General features: G+C 61.1%; 19 protein-coding genes and 1 other RNA gene. 8 read left to right on the forward strand and 12 right to left on the reverse strand.

Annotated elements, in window-relative coordinates:
- Positions 1 to 66 precede the first annotated feature (66 nt).
- Both KUV46_07555 and KUV46_07560 read left to right on the forward strand, forming a co-directional pair.
- Positions 67 to 609, forward strand: coding sequence for a hypothetical protein (locus KUV46_07555; GenBank protein ID QYJ02232.1), 543 nt, complete (start codon positions 67 to 69; stop codon positions 607 to 609).
- Between the two features lie 9 nt (positions 610 to 618).
- Positions 619 to 1,164 (forward strand): hypothetical protein, encoded by a 546-nt coding sequence (locus KUV46_07560; GenBank protein QYJ02233.1) that lies wholly within the window; start codon positions 619 to 621, stop codon positions 1,162 to 1,164.
- A 4-nt stretch (positions 1,165 to 1,168) separates the two neighbouring features.
- On the opposite strand, the gene KUV46_07565 is transcribed toward KUV46_07560, so the two are convergent.
- Positions 1,169 to 1,768 carry a hypothetical protein gene (locus KUV46_07565; GenBank protein ID QYJ02234.1) on the reverse strand — a complete coding sequence of 200 codons (600 nt, stop codon included), beginning with the start codon at positions 1,766 to 1,768 and terminating at the stop codon, positions 1,169 to 1,171.
- Between the two features lie 102 nt (positions 1,769 to 1,870).
- On the opposite strand from KUV46_07565, the gene rnpB reads away from it, so the two are divergent.
- Positions 1,871 to 2,245, forward strand: an RNA gene (rnpB, locus tag KUV46_07570) — RNase P RNA component class A.
- 1 nt (position 2,246) lies between these two features.
- Here rnpB and KUV46_07575 read toward each other — a convergent pair.
- From KUV46_07575 to KUV46_07585, 3 genes are read right to left on the reverse strand one after another with little or no spacing between them, the layout of a single operon-like run.
- A complete protein-coding gene (locus KUV46_07575) occupies positions 2,247 to 2,744 on the reverse strand; it encodes a DUF2721 domain-containing protein (GenBank protein QYJ02235.1) in 498 nt (165 codons plus the stop codon).
- A 34-nt stretch (positions 2,745 to 2,778) separates the two neighbouring features.
- Entirely contained in the window at positions 2,779 to 3,747 is a 969-nt protein-coding gene (locus KUV46_07580; GenBank protein QYJ02236.1) for a KpsF/GutQ family sugar-phosphate isomerase, read from the reverse strand.
- 48 nt (positions 3,748 to 3,795) lie between these two features.
- Positions 3,796 to 4,140, reverse strand: coding sequence for a hypothetical protein (locus KUV46_07585; GenBank protein ID QYJ02237.1), 345 nt, complete (start codon positions 4,138 to 4,140; stop codon positions 3,796 to 3,798).
- Positions 4,141 to 4,289: 149 nt separating this feature from the next.
- On the opposite strand from KUV46_07585, the gene KUV46_07590 reads away from it, so the two are divergent.
- Positions 4,290 to 5,756 (forward strand): phospholipase, encoded by a 1,467-nt coding sequence (locus KUV46_07590; protein ID QYJ02238.1) that lies wholly within the window; start codon positions 4,290 to 4,292, stop codon positions 5,754 to 5,756.
- Positions 5,757 to 6,799: 1,043 nt separating this feature from the next.
- Here the strand turns inward: KUV46_07590 and KUV46_07595 are convergent.
- On the reverse strand, positions 6,800 to 8,485 hold the full coding sequence (locus tag KUV46_07595; protein QYJ02239.1) for an acyl-CoA/acyl-ACP dehydrogenase: 1,686 nt from the start codon (positions 8,483 to 8,485) through the stop codon (positions 6,800 to 6,802).
- A gap of 103 nt (positions 8,486 to 8,588) precedes the next feature.
- Positions 8,589 to 10,022, reverse strand: coding sequence for a YdiU family protein (locus KUV46_07600; protein QYJ02240.1), 1,434 nt, complete (start codon positions 10,020 to 10,022; stop codon positions 8,589 to 8,591).
- Positions 10,023 to 10,284: 262 nt separating this feature from the next.
- On the opposite strand from KUV46_07600, the gene KUV46_07605 reads away from it, so the two are divergent.
- Complete coding sequence (locus tag KUV46_07605; GenBank protein QYJ02241.1) at positions 10,285 to 13,191, forward strand: TonB-dependent receptor; 2,907 nt, start codon at positions 10,285 to 10,287, stop codon at positions 13,189 to 13,191.
- 142 nt (positions 13,192 to 13,333) lie between these two features.
- A complete protein-coding gene (gene galE, locus KUV46_07610) occupies positions 13,334 to 14,329 on the forward strand; it encodes a UDP-glucose 4-epimerase GalE (GenBank protein ID QYJ02242.1) in 996 nt (331 codons plus the stop codon).
- On the opposite strand, the gene cysQ is transcribed toward galE, so the two are convergent.
- From cysQ to kdsB, 4 genes are all read right to left on the reverse strand, one after another.
- Positions 14,326 to 15,129 (reverse strand): 3'(2'),5'-bisphosphate nucleotidase CysQ, encoded by an 804-nt coding sequence (gene cysQ / locus KUV46_07615; protein ID QYJ02243.1) that lies wholly within the window; start codon positions 15,127 to 15,129, stop codon positions 14,326 to 14,328. The two genes, galE and cysQ, sit on opposite strands and share 4 nt — an antisense overlap.
- Before the next feature lie 38 nt (positions 15,130 to 15,167).
- A complete protein-coding gene (locus KUV46_07620) occupies positions 15,168 to 16,130 on the reverse strand; it encodes a Gfo/Idh/MocA family oxidoreductase (protein ID QYJ02244.1) in 963 nt (320 codons plus the stop codon).
- Positions 16,131 to 16,209: 79 nt separating this feature from the next.
- Positions 16,210 to 16,833 (reverse strand): histidine phosphatase family protein, encoded by a 624-nt coding sequence (locus tag KUV46_07625; protein QYJ02245.1) that lies wholly within the window; start codon positions 16,831 to 16,833, stop codon positions 16,210 to 16,212.
- Positions 16,833 to 17,648 (reverse strand): 3-deoxy-manno-octulosonate cytidylyltransferase, encoded by an 816-nt coding sequence (gene kdsB, locus KUV46_07630; protein ID QYJ02246.1) that lies wholly within the window; start codon positions 17,646 to 17,648, stop codon positions 16,833 to 16,835. The genes KUV46_07625 and kdsB overlap by 1 nt, the downstream gene beginning before the upstream one ends.
- Positions 17,649 to 17,834: 186 nt before the next feature.
- Here kdsB and cysD point away from each other — a divergent pair, with 186 nt between their 5' ends.
- Together cysD and cysN are read left to right on the forward strand one after the other, a co-directional pair.
- Positions 17,835 to 18,737: a sulfate adenylyltransferase subunit CysD gene (gene cysD / locus KUV46_07635; GenBank protein ID QYJ02247.1), complete on the forward strand. Its 903-nt coding sequence runs from the start codon at positions 17,835 to 17,837 to the stop codon at positions 18,735 to 18,737.
- A complete protein-coding gene (cysN, locus tag KUV46_07640) occupies positions 18,737 to 20,641 on the forward strand; it encodes a sulfate adenylyltransferase subunit CysN (GenBank protein QYJ02248.1) in 1,905 nt (634 codons plus the stop codon). Before cysD ends, cysN begins: the two co-directional genes overlap by 1 nt.
- 24 nt (positions 20,642 to 20,665) lie before the next feature.
- Here the strand turns inward: cysN and KUV46_07645 are convergent, their stop codons facing one another.
- Positions 20,666 to 21,706: a glycosyltransferase family 2 protein gene (locus KUV46_07645; GenBank protein QYJ02249.1), complete on the reverse strand. Its 1,041-nt coding sequence runs from the start codon at positions 21,704 to 21,706 to the stop codon at positions 20,666 to 20,668.
- Positions 21,707 to 21,807: 101 nt separating this feature from the next.
- A complete protein-coding gene (locus KUV46_07650) occupies positions 21,808 to 23,721 on the reverse strand; it encodes a hypothetical protein (protein QYJ02250.1) in 1,914 nt (637 codons plus the stop codon).
- Positions 23,722 to 23,738 lie beyond the last annotated feature (17 nt).

Raw genomic sequence — 23,738 nt, forward strand, 5'->3', positions numbered from 1 at the left:
CGCCCCAGAAGTCTCCCTCGTATTGCCGCGGCTGCTGACCCGACCGGCAAAACACTGAGGAAGACAATGTCCCACCCCAACTCGCGTGCCGAGCGCCGCGCCCTTGCGCGCAAGCTCGATGGACGCATCAATCATCGCGACCAGTCCTCCCGCCGCTATGGCATCGAGAAGGACTGGAAGAAAATCTACTGGCGCAAGAACAAGCTTCACCGCGCGCGGCAGATCGGCAAGATCTGGCACCATAATGAATGGGAAAAGATCATGGCGGATGCTGAGCCTGTGCGAGTTTTATTCGTGTGCTCGAAGAATCAGTGGAGAAGCCCGACAGGCGAGGCCGTGTTCCGCCATGTGGAAGGCGTGGACACGCGCTCTGCCGGCACTGCCCGGTCTGCCCGACGCCAGCTGTCTATAGCCGACATCCGCTGGGCCGATATCATTTTGGTGATGGAGGACAAGCACGCCGCACGCATCCGTGCCGACTTCCGCAATGAGACGCGTTACAAGCCCCTGCACGTTCTCGACATTCCCGATGAATACGGCTTCATGAACGAGGAGTTGGTCGAGCTGATCCGTGCAAAGGCGCAACCGTTGATCTTTAACAAAGAGTAAGAGATCGAAATGGAGTTCTGGCTACGACCCATTCTAACAATCGTATTCACGGTCGGCGTCTACTGGATTATCACCCTTGATCACCGACGAAATCGTCAACCAAACGAAGTATATGCACCAGTTGGCCTGACCCTCTTTTTGGGTCTTATCGGACTATCAACAGCTATAGGACTTGGCTGGGGAATGCTCCTGCCCGCGACTTGGCAAAGGGATGACGCTTTGGCATTCCCCGTCCTGTTTCTATTTGGGGTTGTGGCCACAATTACCGCCGCGGATCTCGATGCCAAGAAGATTATTTGGGATGGCGAGCGAATTTTAATTAGAAAGCTGTTTCGCTCGCAGCGTTCATACCGCTGGCAGGATGTCGAACGGGCAGACAATATGGTCTTTTCTGAAGCGTGGCGGCTCTGGTTCAGAGACGGATACCGGGTAGGGGTCCCCCACCGGATGGTTGGCGTTCCCGCACTTCTTTCAGAGGTGGCTGGTCGACCGCATATCGAACTTAGCTCCGAGGAACTGCGCCAAATCAGGCGTGATATGAACGAGGGCAAGTGATCCTTTAAGGCCCGCAGACCCATTCGCCGTCGAAGGTACGAGTCGCACCATCTGCGCGGTTGACCGTCATGGTGGCGGCCTGGCTGGTCTGCTCGGTCTGCGAGCCATCAAGCGTGGCGTCGCCCAGCTCAACCACGATCACCATACCTTCACCGGCAAAGGTGCCACCATCTTCCTCAAGCCCGCTGAAACCGCCAAGCTGCTCGCCATAAAGCTGCAGGTCAGCGCCATCATTATTGATGGCTGCGGTGGCGCGCCCATCAGGATCGACGTCGGCGGCGGCTATGAGCAGCGGTTCGCCGCTATCTGCTGTCTGGAACGAACAACGCAGCTCTCCATCCAGCATGTCCGCGCCCTGCATCGAGATCGGCTGAAGCGAGGTCAGTGTCGCGTCGCTGCCCGTGACGCCGAGATCTGCCTCAGCGGTATCGTCTGGCAACATGCTGTCAGAGGTCGTGACCTCGTCGCTGTCCTGCGCATTTACGATGGGCGCCTTGCCGATGCGCGTGCTGGCATCGGTGTCTGTCTCATTGTTATCAGGCGAACAGGCCACCAGCAGCAGTCCGGTAGAGAGGGCGGCGAAGGATGTGAGTGTCTTTTTCATGCCTCTGCCAACGATTGCTCACCCTGAATGTTCCTCGACTTCAGCGCGATCATAATGGTGATCTGGTGGGGGAGGACATTCTGGCGTATAGGGGCGCCCTGACCAGACGGCCGGGCAGTCGCTGGCATGGCTCACAAGGCCATGCTGGAGGAAAGTCCGGGCTCCATGGAAACAGGGCGGCGGATAATGTCCGCCCGGCGTGAGCCGAGGGAAAGTGCCACAGAGAGCAGACCGCCCCAGATCTGATCTGGGGTAAGGGTGAAAGGGTGGGGTAAGAGCCCACCGCGGGGGCGGTAACGTCCCTGGCATGGTAAACCCCGCCCGGAGCAAGACCGAATAGGGGGTGCGCATGGGCCGTTTCCAGCCCGCGCCCCGGGTGTGTCGCGTGAGGGTCCTGGCGACAGGGCTCCCAGAGGAATGACTGCACAGGCGCCGCAAGGCGCTGGACAGAACCCGGCTTACAGGCCGTCTGGTCAGCCTATTTCCAGCGTTTCCAGAAGCGCACCTTCGGGCGCGTGACCGGCCGCGCCCGCTGCAGCACATCGGTCCGCACACGGATCATGGCTGCGGCGAGGTGAATCTCCCATAAGAAGCTGCCCGTCGCAGTGATGAGCGCGCCCATCGTCATGATGAACAGGATGGACACGGGAATCCCGACATCCAGCCGGAAGAGCTGGCCGGTAAACAGCGTCACGATAACGAGACAGATCAGCAGCATCGCAAGTGTTGAGAGGACAATGGCGCGGTTGATCCACGAGATGCGCTGGTCCAGCAGGATTATCTCGGAGCGCCAGCGCGGATGGTTCTCCATCGCGCCTTCGACCATCAGCTCCATCTCCAGCGAGCGGGAGCGGTCAACCGTGCGGCCAAGCCGGTTGGTCAGCACGGTGAGGAGTGCGCCGATACCCGCAATCAGGAAGACCGGCGCAACGGCCAGTTCGATGCTGTGAACGATATCAACGTCGACGGTTTCCATGACGAGCCTGAGATGGGCCGCGCGCGGCCGATTGCTAGATGTAGCCTTCTTCCAGAAGGTCCTTTGTGTGAATGATCCCGACCGGTGTGCCGTCCTCAAGGACGAAACCGTTCGAAATACGAAGCTTGGTCATCACGTCGACCACGAGCGCGATGCGGTCGCCCTTTGCAAAGGTCTTGCCGCCGCGCGTCATCATTTCGCGCGCTGTGCCGGCTTCGCGCCCTTCCTGCATATAGCGGCGAAGATCGCCATCCGTGACGATGCCGATATAGCGCCCGTCCGCATCGACGACAGCGACGCAGCCCTGACGCCCTTCGGCGATCGCTTGAATGACGTCTCGCAGGCCTGCGTCCTGGCCGACTACGGGCGGGCTCGCATCGCGTGACATGAGGTAATCGGCCACCGTGTGAAGCGCCTTGCCGAGCTTTCCACCCGGATGCCGCGCGCCGAAATCCTCACGGCTGAAGCCGCGCCGCGCCATGAGGGCGACCGCCAGCGCATCGCCCATGACAAGTGTCATCGTGGTGGAGGAGGTTGGCGCCAGACCGTTCGGGCAGGCTTCTTCGTGCTCAGGCAGTGCAAGCAGGATATCCGCATTGCGTCCAAGGAGGCTGTCAGCCGAGCGCGTCATCGCAATCAGCTTCACATTGTGAGAGCGGCAATAGCGCAGAAGGTCGATCAGCTCGCGCGTCTCGCCGGAATAGGAGATGGCGAGGACGACGCTGTCAGGGCGCACCATGCCAAGGTCGCCATGGCTCGCCTCGGTCGGGTGAAGGAAGAAGGATGGCGTGCCGGTAGAGGCCATGGTCGCGGCGATCTTCTGGCCGATATGGCCGGATTTGCCGACGCCGGCGACGATGAGATAACCAGCACAGCCGACAATCGCATCGACGGCGGCAGAGAAGTTCGCATCAAGGCTGCTGGAGAGCGCGTCCAGCGCCTCGCGCTCAATCTGCACCACGCGGCGGGCCGTTTCGAGGTCGTTTTCCGGTCCAGATGACATGTGCCGTCTCTCCAACTTTTGCGCGGCCCTCTTGGTCAGGGCCTGCGCCTATTCCGGTTCAGCGAAGCCCCAGCCATCCGGCTTGTATCCACGGGCCAGCGCCATCTTGGTGGTGCGTTCCTCATGCAGCCAGATGTCCTGGGGTGTAAAGGGGATTGGCCCGATTGAGGCGGCAACCTCATTCTCGTTCTCCGCTTCGCCCGGCTGGTAGCCGAAGGTTTCGAGCGCCTTTTCAAACGCCTCGCGCCGGGCCTCTTCGCCCTCGATCGGCACGAAGAAGAGGTCCAGCATGATCTCACTATGGGGTTTGACGCCCTTGGTGTCGCGCAGCTGCTCGCACGTATAGACCGTCTCGGCCTGCTGCTCGGTGAAGTTCCAGTCTGCTTCGTCCATATTCATACCCTCGAAATTCTTGCGCGCCTTATGACAGAAACGGGCCGTGCAGCGAAGCCGGGCAACCCAGCGGCGACAGCTGCGTTACTGGATGGCGAAGGCAATCGCCACCAAGAAGCAGAAGGTTCAAAGACGGGGACGCCGCAGACATGGCTGTTGAGAATTTGCTGGTCCCCGGAGAAACCTGCCAACGTATCGAAACCGCCGACAAGCTGCGCATCATTCTGGAAGGCCGGGACTATTTCCGGGCTGTGAAAGAAGCGATGCTGAATGCCGAAAAGACGATCATGATGATCGGCTGGGATTTCGACACCCGTATTGAGTTTGAGCCAGACGAACAGACGCTGGATGGCCCCAACCAGCTGGGCGAATTTCTCTCCTGGATTACGAACGAACGCGAGCTGCTTCAGCTTTACATGCTGAAATGGAATGTTGGCGCCATGCAGTCCATCCTGCGGGGTATGGTGCCGATTGGCATTCGCCCGATGCGGTTCAACAGCAACTTTCATTTCCATCTCGACTCGACCCATCCGGTCGGCGCGGCGCACCATTCCAAGATCATCGTCATTGACGACCAGATGGCTTTCTGCGGCGGCATCGACATGACCGCAGGGCGCTGGGACACGTGCGACCATCTCGATGACCAGCCCTGCCGGACGCTGCCCGGCGAAAGCGAGATGCCGAAGCCCTGGCATGACGCGACTGTGGCCGTCTCCGGCGACATTGCCTGCGCGCTTGGAGATGTTGCCCGTGAGCGGTGGCTTCGGGCCACGGGTGAGAAACTGCCGCCACCGCAATGCGACAATGACCCGGTCTGGCCAGACCTCGACCTCACCTGGAGCAATGTGCCTGTTGCGCTGGCGCGCACCTTTCCGGGCTTTTCCGACTTTGATGAAGTCCGCGAGATCGAGGCGCTCTATCTTGAAGCTATCGCGCGGGCAAAGGACACGCTCTATATCGAAAGCCAGTATCTCGCCTCTGCCAAGCTGGTGCACGCCATGGCAGAACGCCTGCAGGAAAGGGATGGGCCGGAAATTATCCTCATCCTGCCGCGAAACGCCGAAGGGTGGCTGCGCCAGAAGGCGATGGACGGGGCGCGCGTGCGGATGCTCGAACATCTCTGGGCGCATGACCCCTATAACCGGTTTGCCGCCTATTATCCGGTGACGGAGAGCGAATCCCCGATCTATGTCCACGCCAAGATCCTGATCCTCGATGATGAGATGATCCGCGTTGGCTCCTCCAATCTGAACAACCGCTCCATGGGTTTCGACACCGAGACCGACTTGGCCGTTGAGGCGGTCCAATGCGGCGACCCCGATCAGATGCGCGCCGATATCAGCGACCTTCGCGCGAGCCTTGTCAGCGAGCACCTCGGTGTCAGCAAAACTGAACTCGCCGATGCGCTGACCGCGTCTCGCAGATCGCTCATTGGCGCAATCACCGCGCTCAAGGGGGACGGTCGCTCGCTTCGCCTTTTCGAGGAAGCCGATGTAAACGGCGAAGCGAACATCCTCGCGGAGAATGAATTCGCCGACCCTGAAGAAGTGGGCGACGGGCTCGCTGAACGACTGGTCCATGGTGTGCGCGACCTTGTGGGGAACGTTTCGGCGTAGGGCTCTCTTTTCGGTTGCTCCCGTGTCGGCGCTGGCGCGCCGCACATGGAGCGGGCTCAGGGCTGCACTTCTCCCTTCTCCCTCGGGAGAAGGGCCGGGGATGAGGGGAAACGACCTCTCAACAGATGCCAAGCTTTGCAGTGATCATCTGAAGCGTATCACTGCCACTGCTTCATGGTGCCTCGGCGAAGCTCCCCCTCACCCCTGGCCCCTCTCCCAAGGGAGAGGGGAATAGGTCCACAAACACCAATATCGCCACGCGGGGTTTCCCGCTGGCGGTGCGCTTTTACTCTCGCCCTGAAGTGACAGGGCCGGGCGCGTCCAGGGTGGACGCTATAGGTAATGCCAGCCTTTCGGCGTGGCTGTAGAGCGTGCGCCATGGACGCGCCCTTGCGAAGGGTGTCGGCCGTTCGGATGTCTCACTCCCGGCCCGTCTCGGAAACATTTTCGTACGCAGGACAGCCTGCGCAGCACTGATTACCCCACATGACGCCGACCACATGGCAGGGACGTTACACCCCGCCGGCAGCACCGGTCACCTTCGCAATCCCCGCCGCATGGCTCTCAAGCGAGCCGCTGCCGCGGCCTTCTCCGCTTTCAATCGATCCACCGGATCGATTGATCTGCCCGAGGGCAGACCAGCTTCGAAGCCACCTCCACCCGGTCGGTCCGGACCGCCCTGTCTGGTGATGGGAGGCGTGCAGTATGGGTTGAGTTTGTGAGGGTGGGGATGGATTTGTTTGTCCCACACGTTCCGAAGATACCTGCGAAGGCAGGTATCCATCATGATCCCTAAAACCGGCAACTGACGTTTCAAGTGAAGCACCATGGACCCCTGCCTGCGCAGGGGTCTTCGGAAGGGTAGAGTGAGACCTTAAAGCCGGGCGTCACGCTCGACCGCGGGACGCGGTCTGAGCGTCCATCTTCTGACTTGAGATGATGAGCACGGCGGTGGTGGCAGGAGATGGACCCTCAGACGGGCTATCGCCCGTCGAGTGTGACGCCTGCCGTAAGGTTTCGTTCTCTAGATAGACAAACGCGCCTTAATTCCCACCCTCAACCAGCCTGCGCGCGATCACCATGGCCTGCACTTCGCCGGCGCCCTCGAAGATGTTGAGGATGCGGGCGTCCTGGAGGACGCGGCTGACAGGGTATTCGAGCGCGAAGCCGTTGCCGCCGTGGATCTGGACGGCGTTGTCGGCGGCGGCCCAGGCGACGCGGGCGCCGAGGAGCTTGGCCATGCCGGCTTCGAGGTCGCAGCGTTTGCCTGAGTCTTTCTGGCGGGCCGAATAATAGGTGAGCTGGCGCACACCGATCAGTTCAGCGGCCATCATGACGAGCTTGTTGGCGACGCGTGGGAATTCGAAGATTGCGCGGCCGAACTGTTCGCGGTCGAGCGCGTATTTGAGGCCAAGCTCAAACGCGTTCTGGCCAACGCCGATAGCGCGGGCGGCGGTCTGGATGCGGGCGCTTTCGAAGGTTGCCATCAGGTGGCGGAAGCCCATGCCCTCTGTCTCACCGAGGAGGTTGGCGGCTGGCACTTCGAAGCCGTCAAAGCTGATCTCATACTCTTTCATGCCGCGATAGCCGAGCACCTCGATCTCACCGCCGGACATGCCGTCTGCCGGGAATGGGGTCTCGTCGTCGCCGCGCGGCTTCTCAGCCAGGAACATGGAGAGGCCGGAGAAATTATTGGTCGCCGGGTCGGTACGGGCGAGGACGGTCATCATGTCGGCGCGGACCGGGTGGGTGATCCAGGTCTTGTTGCCGGTGATCCTGTAGGTGTCGCCGTCTTTTACCGCGCGCGTCTTGAGCGCGCCGAGGTCAGACCCGGTGTTGGGTTCAGTAAAGACTGCCGTTGGCAGGATCTCGCCAGAGGAAATGGCCGGAAGGTATTTTTCCTTCTGCGCGTCGGTGCCGCCGATCAGGATCAGCTCTGCGGCGATTTCAGACCGGGTGCCGAGTGAGCCGGTGCCGATATAGCCGCGGCTGAGCTCTTCGGAGACCACGCACATGGAGGTCTTGCCGAGGCCCAGGCCGCCATACTCTTCCGGAATGGTGAGGCCGAAGACGCCAAGCTCTGCCATCTCTTCGACGACTGGCATCGGGATGTAGGCGTTTTCGAGGTGCCATTCATGGGCGTGCGGCATGATCCGTTCGGTCGCAAAGCGGCGGAACTGGTCCCGGATCATGGTGAGGGTTTCGTCGAGGCCGGTTTCTTCCACCGTTGCCCGTGACAGCGCATCCGGCAGGTGCTTTGCAGCAGCGGCCATGGTCTCGGTCGTCTTGCCTTCGGTGAGGAAGCGCTGGACGGCTGGCTCAAACAGGCGTTGCATGCCTTCCTTGGAGACGCCGATATCTGCCGGGCGGATGATTTCGCCCTGGTTCATCGGGATGCCGCCAATCAGCTGGGCGCAATATTCCGAGAAGAGGATCTGCGAGAGGAGCTGTTCGATCTCACCGAATTTGCCTTCTGCCGTCATGCGGTCGGCCCAGTCGGCCGTCTCGCGCAGCGTTTCGACATAGGTGATGACCCAGGCAAGACCGTGGGCGGAATGCTGGTGATGGTCGAGCAGCTTGCGGTCGATCTTGCCTTCAGGGGCGAGGCGGGCGCGCATCGCGGCCTTTGCGTCCTCACCAAAGGCTTCGAGGCTGACCACCGCTTCCTTCATCGCAGGAAGCAGGCCGTCCATCACAGGTGAAATCTTGTCTGCGGCTGTACCGTCCATTTTATCCCTCCGGGCGTCTCTTGCGCCATGTATCTATCGCACCGGGGCGCATTTGACACAAATTTTGCTGCGGCGCAGCGACATTTATTGCCGCAGGGGCAGCTTATGCCTTTTGGGCGGGAGGTTCAAAAGTGATGTCGAGGGCCTCGCGGGCCGCGTCGATGTCCTCGAGCGTCTGCTCAAACGGGCTCCAGTCATCTTGCTCTGCGATCGGGGCCCAGATCGCCTCGACCTCATCATAGAGGAGAGAGACCGGTTTCTCTCGCTGCCAGTAGGCGTGTGACAGGCGTTCGGGGCGATCGGCTGTGCGGGCAAAGAGGCCTTCCTTCACAGGGGCGAAGCCTGCCTCCTTATACATGGCCGCGATCGGGCTGTTTGCAGCGCGGGACTCACTCTCCTTGCCGCAAAACCAGTCGAAGAAGACCTGCGGCCACGGGGCGCGCGTTTCCGACATCCAGGTGTAGAGCGCCTGCAGCCAGACGAGGTCGTCATGTAGCTCGCCTGAGGACTGCAGCCCGAAGAGTTTGAGGTTATGGCTGGCAAGCGCGGCCTGATAGGCTGGCTCATAGGCCTGAAGCGCTTCGCCGAGCGGGTCCGTGTCGCAGACGGGCGTCATGGCGACGGCTAATTGTTGCAGCGCCCAGAGGCCCTGCGTTGGCTGGCGGCCGAACCGGTAGAGACCCTGCTGGTCGAAATAGGCGGCGGTGAAGTTCGGGTCGGATTCCGGCAAGAAGCGCCACGGGCCGTAATCGAAGCTTTCACCGGTGATATTGAAATTGTCGGTGTTCATCACGCCGTGGACAAAGCCGGTCGCCATCCATTGCGCGACCATGCGGGCGGTCTGCTCTGTAATCCGATGCAGGAGGGCAGGCGCCATGACGGAGATGTCCTCGTCGAGGGCGTCCGGATAGTAGACTTCGCAGCAATAGCGGATGAGGCGGGCGAGGTTTTCCGTCTCGCCCATGGAGGCGGCGCGCTGGAAAGTGCCGAAGCGGATATGGCTGTGCGAGAGCCGGGTGAGCACGGCGCTGCGGGCAGGCGATGGCTCATCATTGCGGGCAAGCTCCTCGCCCGTCTCGATCAGGCTAAAGGGCTTGGACGTCTTCACGCCATGCGCTTCAAGGTATTGCGCGGCGAGGACTTCGCGCACGCCGCCCTTGAGCGTCAGGCGGCCATCGCCCTGGCGCGACCAGCGTGTCTGGCCAGAGCCCTTTGTGCCAAGGTCGAGCAGGCGGCCCTGATCATCTCGCAGCTGCGCAAACAGGAAGCCGCGGCCATCGCCAAGCTCCGGATTGTAAACGCCAAACTGGTGGCCATGATAGCGCATGGCGAGCGGCGTCTGCAGATTTCCCTCAAGAGGCGAAAATGTTGCGAAGTGGCGAAGCCATTCAAGAGAATCGAGCTGCCCTAATCCGACGCGCTCATCCCATCTAGTGTTGCGAAATCGCAACACGGACATGCGAAAATGCGCAGGTTCTGCTGCGTCTGCGAAGGCGTCAGCCAAGGCGAGAAATTCGGGCGCGGGCTGATAGTTCATTACGGTCTGATGACAGTTTTTCGCGGTAGCAGCAACAAGGACAGGCAAAAAATGCCCCTAGGGAAGGCAATTGCCGGAACGTAAGTCCTGACACCCTCAGGCAAGTAGAACCTATTGGTTTCAATAGCTATCAATGCACTCAGGTTTTTATGGTGCGGCGCAGCACGTAATTGCGATTGAATTCGAATTCCAAATCAGCAGACATCGACGGGAGTCCGCCGCCTAAAGAGCGGATCGTCTAGTATTTGGGAGGAAACACTTCATGAGAAATGGAAATAAGTGGCTGCTTGCATCATCGGTACTTGCGCTTTGCGCAACCGGTGCGGCGCATGCCCAGAACGACGATGGCGATGATACGCTACGTCAGCAGACGGTGACCGTTACCGGTTCTGCGATCGCCGGTACGCCGGAAGATGCAGCCCTGCCTGTCGACGTTCTGTCAGCAGCCGACCTGCAGCTGGAAGGCAACCCGTCAATCACCGAGCTGATCCGTAACCTCGGCGTGTCGACCGGTGTCGACGGCCAGACGAACCAGTTCTCCTCGAACGGCCTCGAAGGTACGTCGAACATCAACCTGCGGGGCCTTGGCCCAGGCCGGACGCTGGTCCTCCTGAATGGCAAGCGCCAGACATTTGCGCCTTATGGTGTGGGTGAGCAGGCACAGCTCTTCGTTGATACGAATGTCATTCCATCCGCCGCCATCGGCCGGATCGAAGTGCTGAAAGACGGCGCCGCAGCCGTTTACGGGTCTGACGCGATCGCAGGCGTGGTGAACTTCATCACGCGCGATGATCTGGAAGGCTTTGAAATTTCTGCCCAGTACGAAACCTTTGAGGGCAGCGACGGCGAGTATGACATCTCTGCCGCCTACGGCCTCCAGGGCGAGAACTGGAACTGGGTCACGTCTGCTGGCTACCAGTTCCGCAGTGAAGTCGGCCTGATCGAAAAAGACTGGGCTATCCGTCCATACAATGAAAACCCGGTCGGCGGCTGGTCGTCGCTCTCCAATCCGGGTCGCTATGTGCCACTTGGTGTCGTCGGCGGCGCGGTGCGTCCGCTCGCGGCCAACGTGAACGATGTCGGCTGTGATGATGTCGGCGGCTTCCAGAACCCGAACGTGGCCGCTGTGAACCAGTGCTACTTCCAGTTCACCCAGTTCGATAATCTGGTGGAAGAAGAAGAGCGCTATCAGATCTTCTCCGAATATAACCACACCTTCGGAAATGGCGTGAACTTCCACCTGGAAGGCCTCTACGCCCACACTGATGTGCCTGAGTGGAAGACCTCTCCGTCCTATCCACCACAGGAAGTGGCCAACCAGGTCATTCCGGGCAACAGCCCAGGCTTCCTGACCTATCGTGCCAACAATCCAGGCCTCTTCCCGGCCAATACGATTGCCGCGCTCTTCATTGGCCGGTCTTTCGGCTGGGGCGGCTTCCCGGTCACGGGCGGCGCACAGGAAGGCTACCGGACCTATGACAGCTATCGTCTCGCCGGCAGCTTTGACGGTGAATTCGAGAATGGCGTGACCTGGAATGCAGGCCTCACCTTCCATGAAACCGAAGGCGAGCGCATCACGAACGATACCTATATCCGTGGCTTTACTGCTGCGCTGAACGGTTTCGGCGTCTGTGTGGACCCAGCAACGGGTCTGGACCCTGCAACTGGTACCCAGCCATGGGGCAACCCGGCCTATGCGGGTAACCTCGTCCAGGGTCAGGGAGGCTGTGAATGGTACAACCCATTCTCCAATGCCATCCCGGCCAATGCCATTACCGGACAGGCCAACCCGACCTATGTGCCGGGGCTTGAGAACTCCGTCACGCTGGCTGACTGGCTGACCGAAGGCGTCGGTACGGTTGTGACCTCCAACCTGCTCGTTTTCGATGCAGCCCTTAGCGGTCAGAGCAACGTCGTCGCACAAGGTGGTCCGGTTAGCTGGGCTCTCGGTGCACAGGTTCGCCGCGAAGGTTATGAAGTCGAGCCGAACGATGTGACTGATCTTGCCAAGAGCCCGGGACCGGGCGGCACGGGTCCGTTCTCCTTCCTCGCCGGCACGAATGCGTCCGATCGCGACCAGACGATCTACGCAATCTTCGGCGAACTCCAGATCCCGCTCTATGATAACCTCAACGTGCAGGTTGCGACCCGCTATGAGGATTATGGCGGCGAGATCGGCTCCACATTCGACCCGAAAGTGGCTGTGAAGTGGCAGGCGACCGACAACTTCGCCCTGCGCGGTTCGGCTCAGACCTCATTCAAGGGGCCAACGCTGAACCAGGTCGATGGTCAGGTCACCACGCTGCAATTCGTCGCTCCGGCGTCTGCCTTCAAGGCGGTCGACCAGTTCGGTAACCCGGACCTCAATCCAGAGTCGGCGTTCAGCTTCAACATTGGTGCGCTGTTCGACAACAATAACGGCTTCACGGCATCGGTCGATTACTACAATTTCGACTTCACGGATCCGATCATTGTTGAAGACCAGTCGGAAATCGTGCCGGCAGCACTCGCTGCTCTGGCAGCAGGCAACAATGATGCAGCGATCCTGTCGCGCATCACGTTCACCGATGCCAACAATGACGGCATCAACCAGGCGAACGAAGTTGCCCGCGTGCGGACGAACGTCGTCAACGGTCCGGATATCAAGACCTCTGGCGTCGACTTCCGTGCCGAGCAGGTCTGGGATCTTGGCGCGAACGAGTTCTCGCTGGGTCTCGAAGCCACCTATATCATCGAGTATGATGTAGACGACTTCGCAGTCGAGGATGTGATCATCCCAGGCGGTGACCGCGTGGGTCAGTTCAACCGTTCGAACTTCTCCCGCTCACTGCCGCAGTGGAAAGCCAACTTCTCGGCGAACTACGCCTTCGGCAATCACAACCTGCGCGGTGTGGTCCGTCACGTAGACTCCTATGACGACGAGCGTGGCACGCCGAACCTGCAGGGCGCCTTCGTTGGTGGTCCGTCGGAGATCGACTCCATGACGACGGTGGACGCCTTCTACACCTGGCGCTCTGACTATGACCTCGATCTCGGCCTGTCGGTCGTGAACGTGTTCGACGAAGATCCGCCGCTGGCCTTCTTCGATGTCAGCTACGACCCGTACACGCACAATCCGTTTGGCCGGACCTTCAAGGTCAGCCTCACGAAGCGTTTCGGCGGCAACTAGGCCAGGTTTCGAAACCAGATGAAAAATGGGAAGGCGGCGCTTCGGTGCCGCCTTTTCTGCATTCGGGTTTGAGGTTTGAATTCCGTGTGAGAGACGCTAGGCCTTCTGTCGAGACTGGCGTTCAGGCGAAGGGGCTGCGAGAATGACAAAAACCGTGCTCGTGACGGGCGGGGCTGGATATGTCGGCAGCCATAGCTGCAAGGCGTTTGCAGATGCTGGCTGGAATATCGTGGTCTATGACAACCTGTCGCGCGGCTGGCGGGATTTTGTCCGCTGGGGTGACCTGATCGAAGGGGACCTGCACGATACGGCAAAGCTGACCCAGACGCTGAAAGACGTGAAGCCTGACGCGGTCGCGCATTTCGCGGCCTTCGCTTACGTCGCCGAGTCGATGAAGCAGCCGGAAATCTACTATCAGAACAATGTGGCAGGCACGCTGAGCCTGCTTGAGGCGATGCGCGCCGCTGATGTGCGCAGGCTCGTCTTCTCATCGTCCTGCGCGACCTATGGCGTGCATGAAGAGCTAATCACCGAAGAGACGCCGCAGGCACCGATCAACCCCTATGGCGCGTCCAAGATGATCGCTGAGCGCATGATCCAGGACTTTGGCATGGCGCATGGGCTGAAATCGGTGATCCTACGCTACTTCAATGCAGGCGGTGCAGACCCGGCAGGTGAGATTGGCGAGCGTCACGATCCCGAACCGCACGTCATTCCGCTGGCGATCATGGGCGCCATGGACGGCACCTTCACCTTCACGATCAATGGGACGGATTTCGACACGCGCGATGGCACGCCAGTGCGCGACTATGTCCATGTCAGCGACCTTGCTGACGCGCATTGGCGCGCGCTCGACTATCTCGATGCGGGCGGCGAGAGTGATGTCTTCAATCTCGGGACGGGTCGGGGTGTTTCGGTCAGCGAGCTGGCCGATGCAGTTTCGCGCGTAGCTGGCAAGCCTGTGCCGCGTCAGTCAGGCGCGCGGCGTCCGGGTGACCCGCCATCGCTCGTCGCCTCAGCCGCGAAGGCTGAGCGCGTGCTGGGCTGGCGCCCGCAGCATTCAGATATCGATACGATCCTCGAGACCGCCTGGGCCTGGCACCAGAAGGACAATCACAAGTCCCGCCCTGACAATTAGGCGGTGACCGGCGACACGTCCCCATAAACGATGAAATGTGGATTGTCATAGCCACGCTCGCGCTTGCCATAGCGCAGCGGCGCGCCGTCTTCGGTGAGAACGACAGCGCCTGCGGCCTCGGCAACAGCCTGACCGGCGGCGGTGTCCCACTCCATGGTGCGGCCCATGCGCGGGTAGAGGTCTGCCTCGCCTGCGCCCAGCAGGCAGAATTTCAGCGATGAGCCCGCCGAGATGATCTCATCGACCTTGAATTTCTTCAGGAAGGCATCGGTCTCTGGTGAGCGGTGGGACTTGGACGCGATGGCGGTGACGCCAGCGTCCGGGCATTTGCGGATATGCAGTGGGCGGCGCGCATCGTCTGACGGGACGGGCGCGCCCGGTTTCACATCCGCCTGCCAGGCACTGTCTGGCCCGTCAGCAACGAACAGACGGTTCAGCGCCGGGGCATAGACGACGCCCATGACAGGCTTGCCATGCTCGATGATGCCAATGTTCACAGTGAACTGGCCATTGCGATTGATGAATTCGCGCGTGCCATCCAGCGGATCAACGAGGGCGAAGCGGTGGCCATGCTCAGGGATCTTGCCGGCCGAGACGGCCTCCTCGGCGATGACCTTGAGGTCCGGTTCTGCCGCTTTCAGCCCGTCAAGGATCAGGATTTCAGCCTTGGCGTCGGCTTCGGTGACAGGGGAGGCGTCATCCTTTCGTTCGACATCGAAGTCGGTGGAATAGATGTCCATCACCAGCTTGCCTGCGTCGAGTGCGATGCGTGCCAGCTGTTCGCCTGTAATCGTCGTCATGCCGTCTCCTATAGGGCGGGATCTTCGGTCAGCGGCGCTTATGCCCACGTTTCTGTGGCGGCGCAAATGCGCTGGGCGATGTTCATCGCGTCGAAGGCGTTACGGCTTGTGCCATGACGCAGGGGCGCCTTGCCGGACACGGCTTCGATGAATTCGGCAAGTTCCTGCTCGGCGAACTCGACGCGCTCATACTCGGTCACGGTCTCGTCCGGGTTCGGCACGTTCCGCCCGCTCTCATCCTGCATGAGCTGGGCATGAATCAGCATTTCCGGGCCATAGTCCTCCAGTCCGGGAAGGTGCCCGTCCAGCCATACATAGCCGCGCTCATAACCGAGCTCGAGACGGAAGGTCTGGCGCCATGAGGTCGCCGAGGCGTGAAGCTGCGCGATCGCGCCATTGCCCGACTTCAGCATCGCGAAGAGGTTCGCATTTCCGCCGCGCCCTTCAGGGCACATGGCTTTCACGCTTTCGAACGGGCCGAAGAAGACGTGCAGGAGGTCCAGCATATGGATGCCATGCCCCAGCAGGACGCCGTGCTTTTCGGCGTCAGGGCCGGGATAGCCAGCGTGGCCGTAGACGGCGCGGGCGGTCAGCAGCTCACCATAGGGCTGCGTGCGCACAAGGTCTTCAGCGGCGCGAACGCTGCCATGATAGCGCAGCGAGCAGCCAAATTTCAGGATGGCGTTACTCTTCGTCTCTGCCTCGCGCAGATTGATGATGTCCTCGACCGTTAGGCCGCCCGGAAGCTCGCTGAGGACATGGATGCCGGCAAGGAGCGCGCGCCTTGCAGCATCGGCTGCCTGCTCTGCCGGAAGGGCGAGGATCAGGGCATCGACCTGTTTGCGATTGAGCAGGCCTGACCAGTCGGCGTCCGCAAAGCGGGCGACCTGTGCGGCAGAAAAGCTGCGCACAATGCGCGAATTCTCGCTGGCTTCGACCGCCTTCAGACGTTCGACGGCGAGGGGGGTTTTTCCGAGGATTGCAAAACGCAGCGCTTTCATCAGCGGGGACTCTGGACCGGCAGAAACAGGCTTCTCGGGTAACCAGTCCGCAGGCGCGCGGCAACTCTCCGTCTGCGGCTCAGGGGCGGATATTCCAGTCGGTGAGGGAGAGGTCGCCTGCTTCATCGAGACTAAAGACGCCATAGGCGCCCGTCTTCAGTTTCAGATTCTCATGCTGGCTGCTGTCCGGCTTTAGCCCGGCGGCGGTCAGGGCAAAGCGGGCGATGCCATTGCTTGTCACGATCAGGACTGGGCCGTCGGCTGCGGATTTGGCGAGCTTGGCGAACAGGCTTTGCCACTGGCCTTCGATAGCGGCCGGGTCGAAGCGCCAGCCTGGCGGGGGGACGGCATCCCGCTCCCACGCATCGAGTGCGTCCTGACCTATACGGGCGATGACGGCGTCCTCGGGCTGGTTCTCATCCGGGCCGTAATCAATCTCACGCAGGAAGTTACCGATTTCCAGCTCTGGCGGGTTTGCCTGCGCCGAGAGGATGGCGTCAGCGGTCTGGCGTGTGCGCTTCAAGGGGCCAGCGATGGCTTGGGCGAATGCTATGCCTTTTTCGGCGAAATGCGTGCCGAGTGCGGCGGCCTGCGCCTCTCCCGACGTAGAAAGCGCCAGATCGGTGCGGGCGCCAACGCGGGTGATGGTGTCGCCCTTGTCGAACGTATTGCCGTGGCGAACGATATAGAGCGTGCGGGTCATTAGCGGGGCGCCTCCATCGGGTCGCCGCTCTCAGCAATGAGGCCTTCTGCGAAGCGGGCATCCTCAGGCGTATCAATGCCCCACATCGCGTTCGCGCCGGGCTCGACGGCGACCGTCATGATGCTCATGCCGTTTTCGAGGAAGCGAAGCTGTTCGAGGCCTTCCAGCTCTTCATAGTAGCCGACAGGCAGGCTTGCGAAACGCTCAAGCGCGGCCATGCGGAAACCATAGAGCCCGATATGGCGGAAGACAGGCGAGAGCGGCCCGGCGGCGCGCAGCTTCTCCTCCTTACGGATCGCCGGGATAATCTGTTTGGAAAACCAGAGCGCCATGCCGTCGCTGCGCCTTATGCAGCTCGTCCCGCTGAACGGTTCGCGGGTCTTCTGCTCACGGATCGTGTCGAACGCGGCCCAGTCGAGCTGGACGACAGGAGTTACGACATCGGCGGTCGTCGTGGCGGCGGCCTCGATCAGCGCACTCAGATAGGCAGGCGGTGTGAAGGGCGCGTCGCCCTGAAGGTTCAGAATGAAGTCTGGCGCCGCGTCCTGCGCGCGGGCGGCGGCGAGGGCCCGGTCTGTGCCGGATGGCAGGTGCGGGTCCGTCATTACTGCGGGCGCACCAATCTCTGCGGCATGGTCCATGATGGCACGGTCGTCGGTCGCGATGACATAGGATGTGTCTGAGCGCGCCGCAGCGACGCGCGCGGCGACATCGGCGACGCGGGAAACCAGCGAGTGGCCTGCGATCTGGTGCAGCGGCTTTGCTGGAAACCGGGTCGACCCGATCCGCGCGGGGATGACAATTAGTGTCTTCATTGGCTTGTCCGTCTATCAAACGCCTGTGGGCGGTCTGCGCGTGAGAGGGCGTTTCGTCAAGCTCGGGACCCTGCCCAGAAACGGTGCAAGTTTAGCAAACGCTGTGTCTGACTTGACCGTCCCTGTATTGTTGGCTTGAGACGTGCTTGTTACCTAGCCGCGACCTGGCCACAAACCGGACTAATCATGACGACACTGACCCATCTCGACCGGCTCGAAGCCGAGAGCATCCACATCCTGCGCGAAGTGGCGGCCTCGATGCAGAATCCGGTGATGATGTATTCCATCGGCAAGGACAGCTCTGTCCTGCTGCACCTCGCGCGCAAGGCGTTCTATCCGGGGCCTATTCCGTTCCCGCTGCTACATGTCGATACGACATGGAAGTTCCGCGAGATGATCGCGTTTCGCGATGCGCTCAAGGACGATCCGAACATCGATCTTCTGGTCCATATCAATGAGGAAGGCGTCGAGCAGGGCGTTGGCCCATTCAGCCACGGGTCTGCGGTCCACACTGACATCATGAAGACGCAGGCGCTGAAACAGGCGCTGACCAAGTACAAGTTCGACGCCGCGATTGGCGGCGCGCGCCGCGACGAGGAAAAGTCCCGCGCCAAGGAGCGCATCTTCTCGTTCCGCTCAGCCCAGCACCGCTGGGACCCGAAGAACCAGCGCCCGGAGCTCTGGTCGCTCTATAATGCGCGCATCAAGCCGGGTGAGAGCGTACGCGTATTCCCGATCTCGAACTGGACCGAGCTCGATATCTGGCAGTACATCTATCAGGAGAATATCGACATCGTGCCGCTCTATTTTGCTGATGAGCGCCCTGTGGTCGAGCGCGACGGCATCATGGTCATGGTTGATGATGACCGCCTGCCGCTGGAGCCGGGCGAAAAGCCTGAAATGAAGAAGGTGCGCTTCCGCACGCTTGGCTGCTATCCGCTGACCGGCGCTGTCGAGTCCGAAGCGTCCACCATAACCGAGATCATCGAGGAAATGCTGCGTACGACCACGTCTGAGCGCGAGGGCCGCGCGATCGACAAGGATGCGCCCGCCTCCATGGAAATGAAAAAGCAGGAGGGCTATTTCTGATGGACGGATACGCAGCCCCTGATTTCGCGAATATCGAGGAATATCTCGACAGCCAGCTGAAGAAGTCGCTCCTGCGCTTCATCACCTGCGGCTCTGTCGATGACGGCAAGTCGACGCTGATCGGCCGACTTCTCTACGAGTCGAAGATGATCTTCGATGACCAGCTCGCTTCGCTGAAGAATGAGTCCAAGAAGTTCGGCACGCAGGGCGAGGAGATCGACTTCGCGCTGCTGGTCGACGGTCTTGCCGCAGAGCGCGAGCAGGGCATCACAATTGATGTCGCCTATCGCTTCTTCTCGACCGACAGGCGCAAATTCATCGTCGCCGACACGCCGGGCCATGAGCAATATACGCGCAACATGGCAACGGGCGCCTCGACGGCGGACCTTGCCATTGTGATGATCGATGCGCGTAAGGGCGTGCTGATGCAGACGCGCCGTCACAGCTTCATCGTATCCCTTCTGGGTATCCGCAACGTCGTCCTCTGCATCAACAAGATGGACCTTGTCGGCTATGACCAGGACGTCTTCGATGAGATCGAAGCGGACTATCGCGAGTTCGCCGCTGACTTCGGGTTCGAGCACATTCAGGCCATCCCTGTGTCCGCCCTCGCTGGCGACAATGTCGTCGTGGGCAGCGAGAATACGCCCTGGTATGACGGCCCGCCGCTGATGGAGTATCTCGATACGGTCGAGATTGCTTCGGACGCGCAGGAGCAGCCATTCCGCATGCCGGTCCAGTGGGTGAACCGCCCGAACCTCGATTTTCGCGGCTTTGCCGGTCAGGTCGTGTCCGGCACGATCAAGCCAGGCGACGGCGTGCGGGCGCTGCCATCTGGTAAGACCAGCAAGGTGGCGCGCGTCGTCACCATGGGCGCTGACCTTAATGAGGCCGTTGAAGGCCAATCGGTGACGCTGACGCTGGAAGACGAGATCGATATTTCGCGCGGTGACGTCATCTGCGCGGACAAGTCGCCTGCAGAGGTCTCCGACCAGTTCCAGACCACCATGATCTGGATGTCGGACAGCCCGATGCTGCCCGGCCGCTCCTATGTGATGAAGATCGGTGCTCGCGAATGCCAGATGCAGGTGACCGAGCAGCGCCACCGCATCGATGTGAATACGCGCGCGCACGAAGCGGCCAAGACGCTCGGCCTCAATGAGATCGGCGTCGTCAATGTCGCGCTCGATCGCGAAGTCGCGTTCGACCCCTACAAGGCGAACCGCCGCATGGGCGGGTTCATCGTCATTGACCGGATGACGAATGAGACGGTCGGCCTTGGCCTTATCAATTTTGCGCTGCGCCGTGCCTCCAACATCCACCGCCAGTCGCTGGATGTGAGCAAGGAGCTGCGGGCCTCGATGAAGGGCCAGAAGCCGGTCATGCTCTGGTTCACGGGGCTGTCTGGCGCGGGCAAGTCAACGGTCGCGAACCTCGTAGAGAAGCGCCTCGCGGCGATGGGCAAGCATACCTACACGCTCGACGGCGACAATGTCCGCCACGGCCTCAACAATGACCTTGGCTTTACCGATGCCGACCGGGTGGAGAATATCCGCCGCGTGGGCGAGGTCTCCAAACTGATGCTGGATGCGGGCCTCATCGTGCTCGTCTCCTTCATTTCACCGTTCCGGGCCGAGCGGCGTATCGTGCGTCAGATGGTCGAGGATGGTGAGTTCTGGGAAGTCTTTGTCGATGTGCCGCTGGATGTCGCCGAAAGCCGCGATGTGAAGGGCCTCTACAAGAAGGCACGGGCCGGTGAGATCAAGAACTTCACCGGTATCGACAGCCCGTATGAAGCGCCGACCGATCCGGAAATCCATGTCGACGCCAACAAGCTGGCCCCGGAAGAGGCTGCAGAGCTGATTATCTCACGGCTGGAGCAAGCAGGCCTGATCGGGGGCTAGACGCCCCCCGGTCATGGCCTTGTTTCACGCATCGCCTGAAAGGCTGGTGCCCGGCGCTGGATAGCGGCGGGCGCGCCAGACATGCGGGCGACGGCGGCTGAGCGTGATCGGGCTCCAGTGCATGGCGCGCGAAATCTGCCAGCTGGACAGCTGCTTTTCCCGCTGCACCTTGCGGCGCGCCTTCATCGTGTCGCCGAACCGCCCGAACGCTTCGGACAGGCCGCGCCGGATCGACTTTGCGCGCGGCTTTCCGATGGCTGAGACGTAGAGATATAGCGTCAGCAGGATGTGCCCCGGCATGCTCGCTATGAGCAGAAGGAGCGGCGTGTTCTTCAGATAGGTGGTCAGCCGGTTGCGCGTGCCCTGGCGAACAGTGAAATCACTGCGAAGGCCCGTAATGGCGCTGCCATGATGGCGGACGATTGCGCGCGGCACGAAGATGCAGCGCTCGCCCGCCAAGCGCAGGCGATAGCCAAGATCGACATCCTCACAATAGCAGAAGAAGCTTTCATCGAAGCCGTCGGCGCCGAGGAAGATGTCCTTGCGGATCATCGCGGTCGCGCCGCAGGGAGAAAAACATTCGCCTTCTTCTGGAAGGTCGCTCGCCTTCGCGCCAAACCCGCCGCGCCACGGGAAGCCAAAGACTGAATAGCAATCGCCCGTCCCGTCGAGGCGGTTCGGATCTTCAGCATCGAACTGGGCGCTCGCAAACTGGGTGACATCCGGATAGCGCTGCGCGGCATCAGCCAGCGTCTCGATCCAGTCGGCATGCGGTTCTGTATCGGGATTGAGCAGGATGAGCCAGTCGCCGGTCGCCACCTTCGCGGCGACATTGTTGCCGCCCGCAAAGCCGAGATTGTCATCCATGCGCATGAGGCGCGCGCCATCGAGGCCGGAGAGATCCAGCCGGTCAGCAGAGCCATCTGTCGAGGCATTGTCTACCACCAGCACTTCGAGCGGCTTCAGCGTCTGTGCTTTCAGGTGATCGATGGCGGACTGGATAAGGTCGCCGCCATTATAGTTCACGATGATGACGCTGGCGCGGAAAGGCGATGCGGCAACCAAGGTCTGCTACTCCAGTCAGGCAAGCCAGATCATGGTTTGCGGGAAGCCGGACGTCCAGCCGGTCTCACGCGTGGAGCCCGGCTGGAGGTCATCAGAGATACCTAAAGTGCGGCTTTCACCGCTGCGGCGATGGTTTCCTCGTCGAGGCCAACCGCCTTCAGCACCTGGTCATTGGTGCCCGATGGCGGGGTAAGGTCGAGGCCGAGGCGCACGAACTTGCAGCCTGACAGGGCACCTGCTTCTGCCAGTGCGGTCGCAACGGCATCACCCTGACCATAGCGGCGATAGTGGTTGTCGATGGTCGCGATAAGCTTTGCGCCGCCGATCGTCTTCGCCAGCCACTCGCCATCGATGATGTTGAGGAAGGGCAAGGAGATGACTGTGGCATCGACGCCTTCACCAGAGAGGCGGTCTGCGGCCTTGAGAGCCTGCGCCGTGCCGACGAGGCCGGATGCGATGAGGACAGCGCTGCCATCACCCTTGCGTGCAACGCGGCCTTGGCCGGCAGCCGGGGTCCAGCTAGCATCTGCTTCATAGGCCGTCTCATAAGGAATGGAGACGAGGCGCAGGAAGGATGGGCCGTCATGGGTGTTGAGGCACCAGTCGAGAAGCGGGGCAACCTCATCCGGGTGGGCCGGTTCGACCATCGCCATCTTCGGGATGGAGCCGAGGGCTGAAATCTCACGCACAGACTGGTGCGAGTGGCCCGGGCCGCCCGGCAGCGCACCTGACAGACCGCCGACATAGACGATCTTCGTATGCTCTGTGGCGTTGTTGTAGATCTGCTCGTTCGGACGGGTCGACAGGAAGCAGGAGAAGGAGTGAACGATCGGAAGCAGACCCTTCAGCGCCATGCCGCCTGCCTGGCTAACCATGTCCATCTCTGCGATGCCACATTCGACGAAGCGGTCAGGATGGGTGTCGCGGAATGGCTCGAGGCCCATGTCGAGGACAAGGTCTGCGTCCAGCGCGACGATCTTGTCATTGCGCTTTGCCTGATCGAGCAGCGCGGCCGTGTAGGACGGGAAGAGCTTGACCGGGTTGCCGCCTTGCGGGGCCGCCGGGCGTTCAACGGTCTCGAACTCAGGCTCTGGCAGGCCAGCAGCCTTGTGGCCGTCGAGGATGCGGGAGATGAGCTCCTGCGCGCCGCGGGTATAGTCTTCGGCCTGCGGGGCACCGGAGTGGAACTGGAAGCGCTCGACATCGCTGTCGACGGAGACGCCTTCCATGAAGCTCACGCCCTTGCCCTTGATGGTGTTCGCGATGATCACGCTCGGGCGCTTTTCGTCCTGACGGGCCGCGTTCAGCGCGTCGCGCATGGCGTCAATGTCGTGGCCGTCGATGCTCTGCGTGTGCCAGCCGAAAGACTCGAACTTGGCTTCGAGGTCGCCGAGACTGGAGGTGCGCTCCACTGAATAGTCCGACTGGATCTTGTTGTGGTCGACGATGACCGTGACTTCGGCAACGCCGTGATTGGCCGCCGAGATCAGCGATTCCCAGATCTGGCCTTCCTGCAGCTCGCCGTCGCCCGTCATCACATAGATGCGCGCAGGCTTGTCCAGCATGCGGTTGGCAAACGCCATGCCTTTGGCTTTGGAGATACCCATGCCGAGCGAGCCGGTATTGGTGACCATGCCCGCAACGCCGACATCCGGGTGGCCCGGCAGGCCGTCAATCTTGCGCAACTTGTGGATCTTGTCGAAAGGCAGGACGTCGAGCGCGGTGAGCACGGCATAGAGACCCGGCGCGTCATGGCCCTTGGAGGAGAAATAGAGATCCTCGCCCTTCATTTCATTGAGATAGAGCCAAGCGACCACATCCATGCTCGAAAAGCTTGAGCCGATATGGCCGGAGCCTGCATTGGCGATCATGTAGAGCGTGTTGAGGCGCGCCATGTCTGCGAACAGGCTGGTGCGCTGCTCTGCAGAGGCATTGCATTCCTGCACGCGGGTAAAGGCAGGCTTGTCGAGATAGTAGAGTGTGCCGGAGACGGCTTCGGTAATCAGGTCACCCATGGGGTCGTATCCTCAGA

Origin of the sequence: Thalassovita mediterranea (assembly GCA_019448215.1) — a bacterium.
GTDB lineage: Bacteria > Pseudomonadota > Alphaproteobacteria > Caulobacterales > Hyphomonadaceae > Henriciella.

Bases quoted from the DNA above. Each gene is read 5' to 3' on its own strand.
- KUV46_07600 (QYJ02240.1), bottom strand. From the start codon at position 10,022: ATGAACTATCAGCCCGCGCCCGAATTTCTCGCCTTGGCTGACGCCTTC.
- KUV46_07620 (QYJ02244.1), bottom strand. From the start codon at position 16,130: ATGAAAGCGCTGCGTTTTGCAATCCTCGGAAAAACCCCCCTCGCCGTC.
- KUV46_07580 (QYJ02236.1), bottom strand. From the start codon at position 3,747: ATGTCATCTGGACCGGAAAACGACCTCGAAACGGCCCGCCGCGTGGTG.
- KUV46_07595 (QYJ02239.1), bottom strand. From the start codon at position 8,485: ATGGACGGTACAGCCGCAGACAAGATTTCACCTGTGATGGACGGCCTG.
- KUV46_07625 (QYJ02245.1), bottom strand. From the start codon at position 16,833: ATGACCCGCACGCTCTATATCGTTCGCCACGGCAATACGTTCGACAAG.
- kdsB (QYJ02246.1), bottom strand. From the start codon at position 17,648: ATGAAGACACTAATTGTCATCCCCGCGCGGATCGGGTCGACCCGGTTT.
- KUV46_07575 (QYJ02235.1), bottom strand. From the start codon at position 2,744: ATGGAAACCGTCGACGTTGATATCGTTCACAGCATCGAACTGGCCGTT.
- cysN (QYJ02248.1), top strand. From the start codon at position 18,737: ATGGACGGATACGCAGCCCCTGATTTCGCGAATATCGAGGAATATCTC.
- cysD (QYJ02247.1), top strand. From the start codon at position 17,835: ATGACGACACTGACCCATCTCGACCGGCTCGAAGCCGAGAGCATCCAC.
- KUV46_07590 (QYJ02238.1), top strand. From the start codon at position 4,290: ATGGCTGTTGAGAATTTGCTGGTCCCCGGAGAAACCTGCCAACGTATC.
- KUV46_07560 (QYJ02233.1), top strand. From the start codon at position 619: ATGGAGTTCTGGCTACGACCCATTCTAACAATCGTATTCACGGTCGGC.
- KUV46_07605 (QYJ02241.1), top strand. From the start codon at position 10,285: ATGAGAAATGGAAATAAGTGGCTGCTTGCATCATCGGTACTTGCGCTT.
- galE (QYJ02242.1), top strand. From the start codon at position 13,334: ATGACAAAAACCGTGCTCGTGACGGGCGGGGCTGGATATGTCGGCAGC.
- KUV46_07585 (QYJ02237.1), bottom strand. From the start codon at position 4,140: ATGGACGAAGCAGACTGGAACTTCACCGAGCAGCAGGCCGAGACGGTC.
- KUV46_07555 (QYJ02232.1), top strand. From the start codon at position 67: ATGTCCCACCCCAACTCGCGTGCCGAGCGCCGCGCCCTTGCGCGCAAG.
- cysQ (QYJ02243.1), bottom strand. From the start codon at position 15,129: ATGACGACGATTACAGGCGAACAGCTGGCACGCATCGCACTCGACGCA.
- KUV46_07565 (QYJ02234.1), bottom strand. From the start codon at position 1,768: ATGAAAAAGACACTCACATCCTTCGCCGCCCTCTCTACCGGACTGCTG.
- KUV46_07650 (QYJ02250.1), bottom strand. From the start codon at position 23,721: ATGGGTGACCTGATTACCGAAGCCGTCTCCGGCACACTCTACTATCTC.